The organism is Escherichia sp. XD33, assembly GCF_019375075.1.
Taxonomy (GTDB): Bacteria; Pseudomonadota; Gammaproteobacteria; order Enterobacterales; family Enterobacteriaceae; genus Enterobacter; species Enterobacter flexneri_A.
Window position 1 is genome coordinate 20,808 of record NZ_JAENDM010000042.1, and the last position, 16,006, is coordinate 36,813.

15 protein-coding genes are annotated in these 16,006 nt (G+C 49.1%); 4 read left to right on the forward strand and 11 right to left on the reverse strand.

Annotated features, from left to right (window positions below; genetic code table 11):
* The first annotated feature begins 265 nt into the window (after nt 1-265).
* Entirely contained in the window at nt 266-712 is a 447-nt protein-coding gene (gene hpaR / locus K0778_RS19345) for a homoprotocatechuate degradation operon regulator HpaR (protein WP_000543914.1), read from the forward strand.
* A 118-nt stretch (nt 713-830) separates the two neighbouring features.
* Nucleotides 831-2,462: a methyl-accepting chemotaxis protein gene (gene tsr, locus K0778_RS19350; RefSeq protein ID WP_063084574.1), complete on the forward strand. Its 1,632-nt coding sequence runs from the start codon at nt 831-833 to the stop codon at nt 2,460-2,462.
* Nucleotides 2,463-2,504: 42 nt separating this feature from the next.
* On the opposite strand, the gene K0778_RS19355 is transcribed toward tsr, so the two are convergent.
* The 3 genes from K0778_RS19355 to K0778_RS19365 form a co-directional block, all read right to left on the reverse strand.
* Nucleotides 2,505-3,776 (reverse strand): TRAP transporter large permease, encoded by a 1,272-nt coding sequence (locus K0778_RS19355; protein ID WP_000118641.1) that lies wholly within the window; start codon nt 3,774-3,776, stop codon nt 2,505-2,507.
* Nucleotides 3,773-4,246 (reverse strand): TRAP transporter small permease, encoded by a 474-nt coding sequence (locus tag K0778_RS19360; protein WP_001235677.1) that lies wholly within the window; start codon nt 4,244-4,246, stop codon nt 3,773-3,775. Before K0778_RS19360 ends, K0778_RS19355 begins: the two co-directional genes overlap by 4 nt.
* A 63-nt stretch (nt 4,247-4,309) precedes the next feature.
* On the reverse strand, nt 4,310-5,281 hold the full coding sequence (locus K0778_RS19365) for a C4-dicarboxylate TRAP transporter substrate-binding protein (RefSeq protein ID WP_000034589.1): 972 nt from the start codon (nt 5,279-5,281) through the stop codon (nt 4,310-4,312).
* Between the two features lie 679 nt (nt 5,282-5,960).
* Here K0778_RS19365 and K0778_RS19370 point away from each other — a divergent pair.
* Nucleotides 5,961-7,613 carry a Na+/H+ antiporter gene (locus tag K0778_RS19370; RefSeq protein ID WP_063084575.1) on the forward strand — a complete coding sequence of 551 codons (1,653 nt, stop codon included), beginning with the start codon at nt 5,961-5,963 and terminating at the stop codon, nt 7,611-7,613.
* Nucleotides 7,614-7,783: 170 nt separating this feature from the next.
* Here K0778_RS19370 and K0778_RS19375 read toward each other — a convergent pair whose 3' ends face one another.
* Nucleotides 7,784-8,689, reverse strand: a complete 906-nt coding sequence (locus K0778_RS19375) for a GntR family transcriptional regulator (RefSeq protein ID WP_000091589.1) — start codon at nt 8,687-8,689, stop codon at nt 7,784-7,786.
* 138 nt (nt 8,690-8,827) lie between these two features.
* Here K0778_RS19375 and K0778_RS19380 point away from each other — a divergent pair, with 138 nt between their 5' ends.
* Nucleotides 8,828-9,850: a zinc-binding alcohol dehydrogenase family protein gene (locus K0778_RS19380; protein ID WP_021571050.1), complete on the forward strand. Its 1,023-nt coding sequence runs from the start codon at nt 8,828-8,830 to the stop codon at nt 9,848-9,850.
* Nucleotides 9,851-9,988: 138 nt separating this feature from the next.
* Here the strand turns inward: K0778_RS19380 and opgB are convergent, their stop codons facing one another.
* The 7 genes from opgB to K0778_RS19415 form a co-directional block, all read right to left on the reverse strand.
* On the reverse strand, nt 9,989-12,280 hold the full coding sequence (opgB, locus tag K0778_RS19385; RefSeq protein WP_001292621.1) for a phosphatidylglycerol--membrane-oligosaccharide glycerophosphotransferase: 2,292 nt from the start codon (nt 12,278-12,280) through the stop codon (nt 9,989-9,991).
* Nucleotides 12,281-12,533: 253 nt separating this feature from the next.
* Nucleotides 12,534-13,028 (reverse strand): DUF2501 domain-containing protein YjjA, encoded by a 495-nt coding sequence (yjjA, locus tag K0778_RS19390; protein WP_001308243.1) that lies wholly within the window; start codon nt 13,026-13,028, stop codon nt 12,534-12,536.
* Between the two features lie 48 nt (nt 13,029-13,076).
* Complete coding sequence (gene dnaC / locus K0778_RS19395) at nt 13,077-13,814, reverse strand: DNA replication protein DnaC (protein ID WP_000799911.1); 738 nt, start codon at nt 13,812-13,814, stop codon at nt 13,077-13,079.
* Between the two features lie 2 nt (nt 13,815-13,816).
* Complete coding sequence (gene dnaT / locus K0778_RS19400) at nt 13,817-14,356, reverse strand: primosomal protein DnaT (RefSeq protein ID WP_000098818.1); 540 nt, start codon at nt 14,354-14,356, stop codon at nt 13,817-13,819.
* A gap of 106 nt (nt 14,357-14,462) precedes the next feature.
* On the reverse strand, nt 14,463-14,936 hold the full coding sequence (locus K0778_RS19405) for a threonine/serine exporter (protein WP_000538188.1): 474 nt from the start codon (nt 14,934-14,936) through the stop codon (nt 14,463-14,465).
* On the reverse strand, nt 14,927-15,697 hold the full coding sequence (locus K0778_RS19410; RefSeq protein WP_001341281.1) for a threonine/serine exporter ThrE family protein: 771 nt from the start codon (nt 15,695-15,697) through the stop codon (nt 14,927-14,929). Before K0778_RS19410 ends, K0778_RS19405 begins: the two co-directional genes overlap by 10 nt.
* Nucleotides 15,698-15,781: 84 nt before the next feature.
* Nucleotides 15,782-16,006: IS1 family transposase (locus tag K0778_RS19415; protein WP_214290696.1), on the reverse strand; the 225-nt coding region annotated here is incomplete at its 5' end.

Sequence of the window (16,006 nt, forward strand, 5' to 3'; positions counted from 1 at the left end):
TCCTCGGATTCGATCATCTTAATCATTAATATGTTAATGATTACTTTTATTCCCGATTGCGTAGTTTGGCAAAAGTAAGTGATGTAAATGTGATCTAATTAACAAACTATTTACATTTAAAGATAATAAAATATTAAATATCAGTAAGTTAATAAAATATCATCAATTTTGATAAAATCAGGAATTGCAGGGACAGCGCAGTCCCGGTAACGTGACGATTAACTGTTTCTATATTAATGATTTTGAATTTTTCAGGGGAAAGATAATGCACGACTCTCTAACCATTGCGTTGCTCCAGGCGCGAGAAGCGGCGATGAGTTATTTTCGCCCAATCGTTAAACGGCATAATTTGACTGAGCAACAGTGGCGCATCGTGCGTATTCTGGCGGAAAGCCCATCAATGGATTTTCACGATCTGGCGTATCGTGCCTGCATTTTGCGCCCAAGCCTGACCGGGATCCTTACGCGGATGGAACGCGACGGTTTAGTGTTGCGATTAAAGCCGATCAATGATCAGCGGAAGCTCTATATCTCGCTGACCAAAGAGGGGCAGGCGCTGTATAACCGCGCTCAGACACAGATTGAAGAAGCCTATCGGCAGATTGAAGCTCAGTTTACTGCCGAGAAAATGCAACTGTTAACCCATCTGTTAGAGGAATTTATTGCTCTGGGCAATTCCCGACAAGAAGACATCCCGGGCGATAATGAATAACTTTTTAGTATCTGATAACCAGCCCCTGGTTTTTCCATGGATGGCGGGTTACACCTTTTCATAAAGTTTTTGCTTTCCAGGCCGAAAATCTTGCATCGGTCCACAGGAAAGAGAAACCATGTTAAAACGTATCAAGATCGTGACCAGCTTACTGCTGGTTTTGGCCGTTTTTGGCCTTTTACAACTGACATCAGGCGGTCTGTTCTTTAATGCCTTAAAGAATGACAAAGAAAATTTCACTGTTTTACAAACCATTCGCCAGCAGCAATCCACGCTGAATGGCAGCTGGGTCGCGTTGTTGCAGACGCGTAACACCCTCAACCGCGCGGGTATCCGCTACATGATGGATCAGAATAATATTGGTAGCGGTTCAACCGTTGCTGAGCTGATGCAGAGTGCCAGTATTTCGCTGAAACAGGCGGAAAAAAACTGGGCGGATTACGAAGCGTTGCCGCGTGACCCGCGTCAGAGCACCGCCGCAGCGGCAGAGATCAAACGTAATTACGATATTTATCACAATGCGCTGGCGGAGCTGATCCAACTGTTAGGTGCAGGCAAAATCAACGAGTTCTTTGATCAGCCGACTCAGGGATATCAGGACGGTTTCGAGAAGCAGTATGTGGCTTACATGGAACAAAACGATCGGCTCCATGATATCGCCGTCAGCGATAACAATGCCTCCTACAGCCAGGCGATGTGGATTCTGGTGGGCGTGATGATCGTCGTACTGGCGGTCATCTTCGCCGTCTGGTTCGGTATTAAAGCCTCGCTGGTAGCGCCAATGAATCGCCTGATTGACAGCATTCGTCATATTGCAGGCGGCGATCTGGTGAAACCGATTGAGGTGGATGGCTCTAATGAGATGGGGCAACTGGCAGAGAGTTTGCGCCATATGCAGGGAGAGCTGATGCGTACCGTCGGTGATGTGCGCAACGGGGCCAATGCCATCTATAGCGGTGCCAGCGAAATCGCTACCGGCAATAACGATCTCTCTTCGCGCACCGAGCAACAGGCTGCTTCGCTGGAAGAGACGGCAGCCAGCATGGAGCAACTGACCGCAACGGTGAAACAGAACGCCGAGAATGCGCGCCAGGCCAGCCACCTGGCGTTAAGTGCTTCTGAAACGGCGCAACGCGGCGGCAAAGTGGTAGATAACGTGGTGCAGACTATGCGTGATATCTCCACCAGTTCGCAGAAAATCGCCGATATTATCAGCGTAATTGACGGCATTGCCTTCCAGACCAATATTCTGGCTTTGAACGCGGCGGTTGAAGCAGCGCGTGCGGGTGAGCAAGGGCGTGGTTTTGCGGTGGTCGCGGGTGAAGTGCGTAATCTGGCTCAGCGCAGCGCTCAGGCGGCTCGTGAAATTAAAAGCCTGATTGAAGACTCGGTGGGGAAAGTAGATGTTGGCTCTACGCTGGTCGAAAGCGCAGGGGAAACAATGGCGGAGATTGTCAGTGCCGTGACCCGCGTGACGGACATTATGGGCGAAATTGCTTCTGCTTCTGATGAGCAGAGCCGTGGTATCGATCAGGTTGGCTTAGCGGTTGCTGAGATGGACCGGGTAACTCAACAGAACGCCGCGCTGGAAGAGCAGGCCAGTCGCCTGACCGAAGCTGTGGCAGTGTTCCGGATTCAGCAACAGCAGCAACAGCAGCGTGAAACATCGGCTGTGGTAAAAACCGTGACGCCAGCTGCGCCGCGTAAAATGGCCGTGGCAGATAGCGGGGAGAACTGGGAAACGTTTTAACGCAATGACGCCGGATGAGTATTTCATCCGGCGTTTTTATTATTAAACCAGGAACAGTGAAATCGCCGGGATATATGTCACCAGCGTTAGCATTAATAGTAGAGCCGCCAGTAGAGGCAGGGATTGTTTAAAGAAATTTCCCACCGAAACTTGCGTGATGTTACATACCAGCAGCATCACGGTACCTACCGGTGGCGTGAATGCGCCAATCGACAGGTTGAAGATCATGATGATGCCAAAATGCACCGGATCGATGCCAAAGTGTTCGACCACCGGTTTTAATAGTGGTACCAGGATCAGCAAAATGGCGTTTCCTTCAAGAAACATCCCCAGCGTCAGCAGCAATATGTTGATAATTAACAGGAACATATATTTATTTTCGGTCAGCGAAGTCACAAAATTCGCCACTGCGACACCAGCATGTTCCATTGAGAAAATCCATCCCAACGCGGCGCTGGCCATGATTACCAGCATCACCGATGCGGTTGCGCGTGCCGTTTCGCCCAATGCTTTGACGACATGAGAAATCCGCATTTCACGATAGATAAAAAAGCCAATCGCCAGCACGATTAGCACCGCTGCTGCACCTGCTTCTGTTGGGGTGAAAATGTTAGCGCGAATACCACCCACCACAGCAAAAATGAGGAATAGCGCAGGCCAGGCCTGTCCCAGCGAGAACACCACCTCTTTGCCCGTAGGCCAGCTTTCACGCGAGGGTTTAGCGTTAGTTTTGCGGGCGACCAGGTAGACGGTAAACATCAGAACGACTGCGCATAGCAAACCAGGTACCAGCCCAGCGATAAACATTTTTCCGATAGAGACGTCGGCAACCAGACCGTAAATAATCAGGGCTATTCCCGGCGGTATGATCGGGGTGACTAACGAGCCACCAGCGGTAATGGCGGCGGCAAACGCGCGGTTGTAGCCTTTACGCTCCATCTCCGGCACCATCATGCGCGACAGCATCGCCGCGTCAGCAAGGTTAGAGGCGCTGACGCCGCCCATCATGGTGCTGACGAGAATGTTTGCCACGCCAAGTCCGCCGCGCATTTTCCCCACCAGAACGTTGGCAATGTGCAGGATGCGTTCGGCAATGCCGGTGTAGCTCATTAGTGTGCCGAGCAAGATAAAAAACGGAATTGCCAGCAATGATGGGCTTTGCGTTGGCGCGATCAGTCTTTGCACGGCAATTTCAATCGGTACGCTGGAGAAGAATAAAAAGTAAGCGATGATGCCAATAAACATCGCCAGATAGACCCGAATGTTGAGAAACAAACAGACGATCATTAGCGGAATAATCAATAACCAACTCATTGCATTTTGTCTCCGCTATCAGATTGTTTTATATCGTGTATTAACCAGTAGAGGGTATAAATAGCCGTTGCCAGTGCACCGACAGGGACCGCCAGATCGATCCAGAACCAGGAAACCTTCAGAAGTTGTGTCACTTTAAACTGCGCCATTTCGGCTAGTCGGTAGCCCAGCCAGGCCATATACAGCAGCAGTGCGATGGAGAGAACGGCGACCAGTACTGCAATAACACGCCTGAGCTTGCCTGGAAGCATCTCCATCAGGAAGGGAATGGTCAGGTGCGCCCTGTCACGTTCCGCCACCACTCCACCTAACATCACCACCCAAATCATCAGCATTCCCGACATTTCTTCTGTCCATTGAAGCGGTTGGCCGATGAAATAACGCATAAATACCGCTCCAATTGTCATCACAACCAGAACGAATAGCGCAAAGGCAGCACTAAATTCTGCCACTTTGCCAAAAAGACGCATGAAACCTCCTGTTAGTGCGTGTCCTGCCTAAGAGAGATGAGGCAGGACGCTGAGCATTAATGCTTATTGCAGTTGCTGTTGAATGGTTTCGTACAGACCTGGTGTCCATTCCGGGAATTGAGAGTAAACTTCGCGTGCTTTCTTCTGGAATGGTCCAGTATCGGGATAGATCACTTCGACGCCCGCTGCCTGCATGGTTTTCAACATTTCGGCATCACGTTCAAGAGTGAGTTTCTGGCTATAGACACCCGCTTCATAGCCGGTCTGGTGGATCATCTCCAGTTGTTCTGGTGAAAGGGTGCTAAAGAAGGCTTCACCTCCTATCCATACTGAGGTATTTGTCAGGTAGTTAACCATTGTCAGATATCTTGCCTGCTCATACAGTTTTTGCCCTTGCAGCACTGAAATTGGGTTTTCTACGCCGTCAATAACGCCCTGGGTTAATGCGGGATAAACTTCGCCTAATGGCATGGGAGTTGGTGTTGCCCCCATCGCCTGAATGGCTTTTATTTGCATGACGTTATTAGGAACACGAATTTTTAAGCCTGCGAGATCGTCAACAGTGCGAATGGGTTTTTTCGAAATAATCTGTCGAGTGCCATAGAGATAATTATTCATTACCACATGAATTCCCTTTTTCTTCAGACTTTCATTTTTTTGTTTAAACCAGTCGCTTTCATATATTTTGAACAGTTTTTGCGGATCGTCAGTCAGATACGGTCCAAACAAAATACCCAAATCGGGTTCATAATCGGCAAGAAAGGCCACATCACTCAAGGTTATGACATTCATGCCCATCATGGCTTGCTCGGTGACATCCTGTTTTGAGCCCAATTGGGAACTTGGATAGAGCGCAAGTGTTATTTCGCCATTACTTTTTTTATTTAATAGGTCTGCCCAGTAACGCATGACCACATCCAGGGGTTCTCCAGGGTTATTTTCATAGGCAACTTTTATCGAAATAGGTTTTGCCTGGATTATTGACGGTAAAAAAAGGGTACTGACAGTAATTAGCATCGCTATTATTTTGCTCATCTTTACTTACTCCATGCTAAGGAAATAAAACTCCAACATTGTTGTCGGGAGTGAAACCTTATGAAAAAGCAGTCATTACTGAAAAGTAGTCAGCGAATAGCGGAATGGCTGCAAATGTGTCATAAATTCGTGCACCGGGTAATACTTTGCTGCTTTTAATCGGTTTTTAATGCATTTTTTGATTGTATATCTTAAAGTTATGTAATGTATGACGTTACAAGGAACACCCACTGATGAGTTTAGTTACCGCTGATAAGATCTCTTATTCGGTTGATGATTTATTAAAATAAAAGCATTAATTTGGCTGCGGCTATTTTTACAGATAAAAACTAAGTGTTGACGCAGAATGGTGGTATCCATTAAATTTATTTAGTGCTGATTTAATACATTTGCTGAACGTATAATTCATGCTAACGTTAAAAGAAAGCCATCATTCACTAAATAACTTGTTCGGCAAGGAGATCAAAGAGTAACGGATGATTCGTTACAACGGTTAAAGGTAGTAAATATTCACATGGTGAATTTGTTATCAACTGGAAAACTCATCTCACTGGTTTCCTCCTGAGCATGTGAGTGAACGCTGTGATTAATGATTAACGTTAAGTGCTAACCAGGGCGCTTTTTATGAAGTTAAATTAATAATACCCATTATTTATGAATGAGGAAGCCTGTTTATTATATGGAAATACTTTTAACAATTTTAATTCTTACGTTGGTAGTATCATTAACCAGCGTGCTTACGCGTCTGTCTCCTGTTCAGATACCACTTCCTTTGATCCAGATTGCCGCTGGCGCTGTACTGGCCCAGCCCATATTTGGTCTGCATGTGGAATTCAATCCTGAACTTTTTCTCTTATTGTTTATACCCCCCTTGTTGTTTGCTGAAAGCTCAAAAATACAACCTAAAGAATTGATCAAGCACAGTCGGGAAATTATCAGCCTGGCGCTTGTGTTGGTGCTAATCACTATTTTTGGTGTCGGCTATGTGATTCATTTACTCTTACCGAATGTGCCGCTCATCGCTGCTTTCGCATTAGCCGCCGTGTTGTCGCCTACCGATGCCGTGGCGTTGCTGGGGATTGTCGGGAAAGGGCGTATCAGCAAAAACATCCAGGAAGTGCTCGAAGGCGAAGCGTTGATGAATGATGCTTCCGGCCTGGTGGCGTTGAAATTTGCTGTTGCAGTGACGATGGGAACGATGGAATTCAGCGTTAATGGCGCAACCATTGCGTTTTTTGTCGTTGCGTTGGGCGGTATTGCCGTGGGGATTGCTGTTACCTGGTTATATGGCAAAGGGCTGCTGTTGATCAGTCGATATGCTCACGATGAACCTTCCATTCAGATTGTATTGATGCTTCTGTTGCCGTTTATTGTTTATCTGGTTGCGGAACATTTTGGCTTATCTGGCATTCTTGCCGCTGTCGCCGCGGGGTTAACAACCAGTCGCATTGGCGTAGTCCACCACGCGCCTATCCGCCTGAGAATTAAAGCTAAAAGTAGCTGGTCGATGCTTGAATATGTCTTTAACGGCATGGTGTTTCTGATTTTAGGCTTACAACTGCCGGGCATTATTTCGGAATCACTGATCCGTGCAGAAAACGATCCACTGGTAGACACCGGATCGCTGCTCCTTGATGTCATTTGGATCTACCTGGCGTTAATGGTTGTGCGCCTGGGCTGGCTTTGGCTGATGCGTCTGTATAGCCGTAAACGACCCGGCAAACATCCGATGCTGTTTGCTGGATATAAAACGCGTCATATGCTGCTGGCGACCTTTGCGGGGGTGCGCGGAGCCATCACGCTTGCGGGGGTGCTTTCTATCCCGTTATTGCTGCCGGATGGCACACCTTTTCCCGGGCGTTACTTACTGGTATTTCTCGCCACAGGTGTGATCCTCTTTTCGCTGGTTTGCGGCATTATTATTCTGCCGTTACTACTGGGGAAAAATGTGGGCATTTTCAGCGATAACCGGCAAAAAGAAGAGGAAGCTGCCGATCTGTTTATGGCCAAAATGGCCATACTCAGTGTGCAAAAGACTGAGCAACGTTTGCTACGCACCAGTACAGAAAACCTCGACAACGAGTTGATTATGGAAACAGGGGCCAGAGTTATCGGTTATATGCGGCGTAGCGAAGATGATATGTCGGAAAATGATAATTCTTTACATATGCAGCGCGCGAAGCTGGAAAGAACATTTAATCTGGCAGCGTTAAATGCCAGGCGTGCGGCTATTTACCAGATGCGTGCACGGCAAGAAGTCAGTGATGAAACACTGGCAAAAATAGTCAGTGAATTAGATGTGCTGGAAACGTTAATCATGGATAGCCGATAATTTTATCGCTACCAGTAATAGGGAGTTAAATGATGGCTGAGAGTAATACTTCCAGCATCGTTTATTCCCTATGTATTTCCTTATGGGCAGAACAATCGCCTGGATTAATACTGCATTAATACAACATAGTGATATAAACCAAGAATCAATGTTTTTAATCTGTACTTAATTTATCGGTGATGTTGCCTGATGGAACGAATCATTGATTGTTTGGCGGTATCCAGATGGTTTCGCAATGCCGTTATTGCATCTAAATCGCTACGGCAAATCAGGGCGCTGAGAATGGTCATATGCTCATCAACAGCAATGATATTGCGCTGCTTGAGATCGCTTTCATCCCATTGATAGTGAAAATGAAAGATCACCGAGATAATTTCAAGTGATTGATTAAAAAAGATGTTGTCAGCAGCGGATAACAGCATGGCATGAAAATCACGGTCTAATTGAGAAAACATCCGAAAGTTGCTGCCAATGCTGTCGCGCAATGTCCTGTGACGTTCGAGCATGGTTTTCGCCTGCAACCAGCGGGGATCGTCATCGGGAAGGTTGAGAAAGTGTTGCAGGGAATGTGTTTCGAGCATTTCGCGTAGCTCAAACAGCTGCTCGGCGTAGGATTGATCGAACTGCTTCATGCTCCACTGGCCGCGCTTTTCGCTTTGAATAAGATTATAACGACCGAATTTCAAAAGATATTCTCGTACTACTACCGGACTGACGCCTGCCGCTCGCGCCAGCTGAAGTTCGGAAAAGCTTTCTCCCGCGCGTAACTGGCGCAGGTTAATCATGGTGAAAAATGCCTGCTCGAAAAGACGGTTTTGCTCTTTCAGCGAGGCCGTGATGCAATCAAATCCATCGTTCTGTTCGGGTTTGCGGGCGATAACATAATTTTTCCCCACCAGGGTGAGCACGCCACATGCGCTTAAATGCTGGAGTATGTGGCGTACCGTAGTGCGACTGATGTTATACATTTCTGCCAGCCCACTTTGTGAAGGCAGCGGAGAAGGAATATTGCCCCTCGCCATATCTTCAATCACCTGATTTATGACGTTATGACGTAAATTCTGCGAACGACTCATTCTTCCCTCCAGTCCGGCATTAAAAACCGATTTAAAACATTTTTATGCGTGATCATCCGCATATTTTATGGGTAAATTCAGGTGCTCTTATAAATTCGACGATATCTGAAAGTCATAAAATAAAAGGAGCGGTGAATCATGTCCACAATGAAAGTATTAATTTGTCAGGAAATAAAGAATTTAGTATGGACAGTCCGGGAAAGACCGGTGCCAGGCGATAATGAAGCATTAATTAAAATTAAAACCGTCGGGATTTGCGGTACAGATATTCATGCCTGGGCGGGCAATCAACCATTTTTTAGCTATCCACGCGTTTTAGGCCATGAAATATGTGGGGAGATTATTGAATCAGGAAAAAACATTCACAATTTTAATATCGGACAGCAAGTTGCGGTAATTCCGTATATTTCTTGTCAGCAATGCCCGGCGTGTAAAAGCGGGCGTACCAATTGCTGTGAAAAAATTTCAGTCATTGGCGTGCATCAGGATGGCGGTTTTAGTGAGTATTTGAGCGTGCCGGTGGCGAACATTTTGCCCGCAGACGGTATTGACCCGCAGGCGGCCGCATTGATTGAACCTTTCGCTATTAGCGCTCATGCGGTGCGTCGCGCAGCCATTGCTCCCGGCGAGCAGGTGCTGGTGGTCGGGGCGGGGCCAATCGGTCTGGGCGCGGCGGCAATCGCTAAAGCCGATGGCGCACAGGTGGTGGTGGCGGATACCAGTCCGGCGCGCCGTGAACATGTGGCAACGCGTCTGGAGTTGCCCGTGCTGGACCCGTCAGCCGAAGATTTTGACGCGCAGTTGCGGGCGCAGTTTGGTGGTTCGCTGGCGCAGAAAGTGATCGACGCGACAGGTAATCAACATGCGATGAATAACACCGTGAATCTGATTCGTCACGGCGGCACGGTGGTATTTGTCGGCCTGTTTAAAGGTGAGTTGCAGTTCTCCGATCCGGAATTCCATAAAAAAGAAACGACGATGATGGGCAGCCGCAACGCCACGCCGGAAGATTTTGCTAAAGTCGGTCGACTGATGGCGGAAGGAAAAATCACTGCTGACATGATGTTAACCCATCGCTATCCGTTCGCCACGCTGGCAGAAACCTACGAGCGCGATGTGATTAACAATCGTGAGTTAATTAAAGGTGTAATTACTTTCTGATAAGGCGAGATTATTAAAGTTGCCATGCAGCGTCCGGGGAAGTGTTGGGCGCTGTTTTTTTCTGTTTCTCAATGATGTTTTGTAGGCCGGAGAAGGTGTGTAGGTCGCACCTTATGCGACCTACACATCAGTCAGGAATTACCCTTCACGTTCCACAACTTTAATTTCCACCATGCCGATCCCGAGCTTACGCGGCGAGTGTCCGAGGATATTCCCTTCGTTGGTTGAGACAGGTTCCGGCGGCACAATTACCAGTGTGTCGGCATCGGTTGGGTTATCGAAATGCAGTGTGGTGGTGGTCACTTCATTGCCCAGCACAAGGGTTTGTTCTTCATTGCCTACGCGTACCGGAATAGGACGGCTGGCGTTATTGCCGTATGCTTTGGCGGTAATCACCAGGTCAAATTTCTTCGGCAGCGGATGCTTGTACTCGATTTTTACTTCATCGCCCAGCTGCGCGTTGGACCAGCGGCCCCACGACTCTGGACGGGAAATCCCACTAAACTGTTTCACCTCTTCTGGCGCACCGGCGACGTTGAAGATGAAACTGTCGGCTTTGTAGCGAATATCGTTATCAACAATCTTCAGCGTATCGACATTGCCTTTGTAACGCGCCATGTCGATGACCGTATCTTTAAATGCCGTTTTGCCCTGCCATGTTGTTTTGTCAACATGCTGAACAATTTGCTGACCGCCAAGCTGCCCCTGCGAGACACACCAGTCGGTGGAAAGTGCCAGTTCCGGAGCCCAGAGTTGTGCCATCTTGTAGCAACGGTCAACCCAGACGAAATTGTCGCGTGGAGCGAAATCGGCCAGCTGGAAACGCAGCGGTGCTGAGTATTCGCTTTCCGGCAGCGGTTCCACGCGTTTGTCTGAAACCCGCAACAGCAGCGGCAAACGGAAATGGCTACCCGAGAAGGCAATCATGTTTTTCTGCTGGTCGATGGTGAACTCTTTCATCTCTTTAGGGAATTTCCACAGGCGGATGATATCCGGCTTCCACGCCAATGTTTTCTCTTTGATATTGAGGAAGATTTCCGACATTGACTGCCCGGATAAACTGCTACGACCAAGTCCGAGATAGTTATCGCCACCGAGAATGTCCAGCACCGTCGCGCCGTTATCCATCGTGTTACGCTTCACTGCCAGCGTCTCTTGCTGCGGCTTGTCGCCACGAATGACAAAAAACAGGTTATTGCGATCCTGCTTATTGAGGTATTTCCACGCCGTGTTGTTCATCGCTAAATGGTCAGAAGAGACGACGATGACAGTATCTTTAAACCACGGTGACGCTTTGATTTTGTTGATAAACGCCGCGATATTCTCCTGGCTGCAACTTACCGCGCTGAATGACTGGTTCGGCTTACCGTCAAAATCATATTTTTTGCGGTTACAGGTACGCGAGATAAAACCATCCGGGTGATGGGTATCGACTGTCAGGGTAAACAGTGAGAATCGCTGACCTGAGCGGGAAAGCTCTTCAAACTTTTTCCACGCTTCATCGAGAACGGTATCGTCGTAGAATCCCCAGTCGTTGCGATAGTGCGGGTCGGCTACCACGCTTTTCAGCTCTTCTGAGCCGTATAAGTGGTCGAAGCCATGCGACTTCAGGAACACATCTTTACCGGCAAAACGCAGATTCGCGCCCTGCACGAAATAGTTCTGATAACCCGAGTTTTTCAGGATATCGCCCAGACAGATGTTCTGCGGGAAGAAGCTGGAAACAGAAGCGGAGGCGTTACCTTCAAATGGGGCAAAAAGCGGAATGCCGCACTGAGAAGCCACCATGCCCGCAATCGTGTAATCTGTTCCCGGCAGCTGCTGCGTGTGGCTGAAATCCAGGCCTTCATTTTTCAACGCGCCCAGTTCAGGCGTGAGATCCGGGAAAGCTTCGTTATCAAAATAGGTCCGCTCGAGACTTTCGCCGTAGATATAAACCAGGTTGAGTTTCGGGTCAGGGATAGTTTTCGACGGCTCTTTATAATAAGCCGCAAAGTCCGGGTCGCCATCGCGTGACTGGGATTTCACCAGTTCCGTTATCTGACGAAATGCCGGGCTGGCGTCCACCGAACCCAGCGCCAGTAAGAGCGCCAGCAGGCTGTAACCAAAATGGTGCGGATGATGGCGACGACGGCGCAGGATCCAGCCCAGCGCACCGAACACCGCTGTCAGCCCCAGCACAATGCCGATACCCGGCAGGATGTATTTGCTGACGCCAGCACCGGTCAGGCTGTTGGTTAAGGTATAGAGAACCGCGTCGTTAATACCAGCGCCAGTAAAATAGTCGCTGGCAAACAGGGTGATATTTAAAACGACAAATAGCCCCAGCACCGTTAATGTGGCTGCAAACCACCAGGTGTTACGTCCCGCTTTCCATGCGTAAATCAGCACAGAGGCGAGAAAAAGGGCGAAAGAGAGTAGTTCTGACAACGGGCGATCCTCACTAAACCGGGCCGTTTAGCCAACGTTTAAGCTTTTTGAGAAGCACAATGTAATGGCGTCGCCATATTGCTGCAATTCTAGTGTCAAAAAAATGCGATGTTGTTAGGAATTAGTTTATAAACAGACTTTTTTGATCGCGGTCGCTTCCCGTGTAACAGGGGGAAAACCGTCCAGGAGCAGGGAAAAGGGCAGGAGAGAGCCGCGTCAGCCGGGTAACAGCTAAAACGCGGCGTTTCGCGGTTCAGGAAATGAAGTTCAGCCCCTGCTTTAACACCAGATCGCAGGCTTTGGTTTTCACCTTTTCTGCCAGCGGAGTCGTTCCGATGTTATCCAGATTGAGTTGCTGACCATCTTTGGTTTTCAGCAAACCCTGAATGCCATCCAGATAGTTGGTGTCTTCTTTTTGTTCTTCACTGTTCAGGCCCAGCTTTTCCAGCACCTGGTTCTTGATGTTTTCGGCATCGGTTACCGACGCCAGCTTTTGCTTCGCGCAGTATTGCAGAATGCCTGCGGCGTTGTTCATGTTATCTGCGCTTAAGGCCTGGTTCCCGCTGCTAAGCAAGTTAGTTAATGACGCGAGCGACCAACCGCCTTCCTGTGTCGTGCTGTTTTGGTTGCCAAGTTCGCTGGCGGCGCTGGAGAGCGCATCTTTCCAGGACGCAGCATGCACCCCGGTGGAAATTAATGCGCTGGCGGCAATGGCACAGCACAGAAGATGTTTAACAGTTTTCATCATCATTACTCAAGGTGGAATTGTGTCGCAGTATACCGCCAGAAACGGGGATTAATACTCTTTACCTGTTACCCGGCTACGGTAGCTATCCCAGTTGAAGATCACCCACAAACTGTTACCCAGGCGCATACGGTCCATCACGCGTTCGCCCAGCAACTTGGTCATCTCTTCCATATTACTGTTGGTCAGCATCCCGGTTGGGCGTTTGGAAGAAGAGCGGCGATCGACGATCTGGTTGATGATCACTTTTTCGTATTTCGATTCGGTCTGCACGCCGATCTCATCGATCACCAGCAGATCAACGTTGCTCAGATCGTTAAGCAGTTGTTCTTCGCTGGTACCGCTATTCCTGAAGGTATCTTTCATCGCCGACATAATATCGGCCACGGTGATGATCAATACGGATTTACCGCGTAGCAGCAGCTCGTTGCAGATTGCCGCCGCCAGATGGTTTTTGCCGGTTCCTGGCTTACCAGAAAAGATGAAGCTGGCGATGTTGCCGTCAAACTCTTCGACATACTGGCGCGCTTTGCTTAACGCATTCATCTGCCCTTCACACTCAACGCGATAGTTCTCAAAGGAGCAGTTCTGATGCAGTGGACGAATACCGGAGCGGTTAAAGGTGCGCTGCATTTTCATCGCCCGATTTTCACGTTCGAGAGCGGCGGAGCGGATCGCCCCTTGTTCTTTCTGCCAGGCCAGTAGCTCTTCACCCGTTTTGAATGCAGGTTTGATATGGGCAGGCATCATTTTTTGCAGGCGTTGCATCAGGTCGCCAACGTTTTTCATCGTTACCCTCTGAATCCTGGTGGAATTTGGCTGTCAGGTTCGCTGACCGTATTCACATCTCGTTTCGGCAGTCCGCCGTTGCTGGCACGACCGATTTGCAGGCTGCGCGCCAGTTTTTGTTGCCACTGCACATGGTGAAAGACTTTACCTTCCGCCTGCCAGTAGGCAATGAATGAGGCCAGTTCTTCGGTGGTCACCGGCTCTCTTAGCGCCACGCCCCATAGCGCCGCCAGGCGGATAAAGTCGGCATCGGGTTGCCAGTCCGGATACATGGCGAATTTCCCCATGGGGACAGCAACGGGAGCGGCTTGCGGTTCCTGATAGAGTTGATCGTCCAGAGCGACATCGCTTCCCGGACGCGCCAGCTTTTCTTCCAGCGCCAGCAGTTCAGCCAGGCGTGCAGGCGTGACGGCATAAAACGCCGGGGCATTGTTAGCAAATACGGCAACCACACCGCCTTCAGCTTTTGCCAGAACGGTTTGGTGATCGTGTACCAGGGCGTCAATACCAACGACGTCCGGGGTCAAAACTCTGGAAGACATACTGTTTCTCAAATATGGAACGATGAACGAGAAGGGAGATAACTTTTATAGTAACACACGGAGGAGAGGAGGCTGTCTCTCATCCGTGTGCTTAAGCGAGGCAATTTTATACGCGAGGGCGCTTGCGGTACAACCATAATCCAGGAATGGAAAGACCGATGGATAACGCACCAACAATCGATGAAGCTGTAAGAAAGTTGGTTAACAGGGTAATCATCAACGGTTCGCTGTAACCTAACTGGCTGATTTTTACCGCCGAAATCATTGCGGTATAAGCCGATATGCCCGGGAACATAGGGATAACGGCCGCCACGGTAAACACTTTCGGATGCGCCAGATACCAGCGCGACCATTGAATACCAATGGTGCCGACCAGCATAGAAGCCATAAAAGTTGACCACTCAATATTCAGCCCGCTGGTCATTAAGATCATTCGTGAACCATGACCAATCGCGCCAAGCAGCGCACACCAGCGTAACGCCCGAACGGGAACGTTGAACACCATCGCAAAGCCGACCGCAGGAATGGCGGCGAGGATCATATCCTGCGCCAACGCTAACAGAAATTCGATCACACCCATCCGCGTAGCCCCCAAATCGTCAGTGCCATCACCACGCCGACGCAGGTAGCCAGCGTCAGCAGACTGGCGATCGCCCAGCGTGCCAGTCCGGTATTGATGTGGCCTTTAAACATATCGGCGACGGCATTAATCAACGGAAAGCCCGGCACCAGCAGCAGAACGCTGGCGGCCATCGCAATGGTGGGTGTATCGCTGAAAGTGGGGAGTTGCAAAAGCAATCCGGAAATGGTGGTGGCGGCGAAAGCGGTAAGGCAAAAGTTGATCTGTGGATGAAGATGACGTTGTGCCAGCAGCTGGCGGATATACATCGCGGTCGTACTGGCAAAGAAGGTGATGACGGCACCATCCCAGCCACCGTTATTGAGTTTACAGAAACAGGCGCAAGAAAGGCCAACCATTAAGGCTACCAGCCATCTTGGGTAACGTAATGGCTGAATTTGGCTAAATCGTTTCTCTACGCCTTTGTAATCCAGCAGATGATGCTCCGCAAGAATCACAATGTGCTGGACTTCAGTCACCACATGCATATTAATGCCGCGATCGTGATTTTTACGTGTCGATGTCAGGCATTGCCCATCTTTAATGGTTGTCAGCACTATGGCGTTCGAAGAGATAGAACTTTCGACGCTGTCCATTCCCAGCGCCCGACCCAGTCGTGAGGAAAGCTCATCAACCAACGCGCTTTCCGCACCATGTTGCAAAAGAAATAATCCACACTGGATACAAAGCCGTGTTACGGCTCGCTGTTGCTCAGTTTGCATAACTCGCCCTTTGTCATAGACGTGCTGCGTATTGTTCAGATAATGAGAATCCATTTGTATCATGAAGCAGGTAATGACTCCAACTTATTGATAGTGTTTTATGTTCAGATAATGCCCGATGGCTTTGTCATGCAGCTCCACCGATTTTGAGAACGACAGCGACTTCCGTCCCAGCCGTGCCAGGTGCTGCCTCAGATTCAGGTTATGCCGCTCAATTCGCTGAGTGTAACGCTTGCTGATTACGTGCAGCTTTCCCTTCAGGCGGGATTCATACAGCGGCCAGCCATCCGTCATCCATACCACGACCTC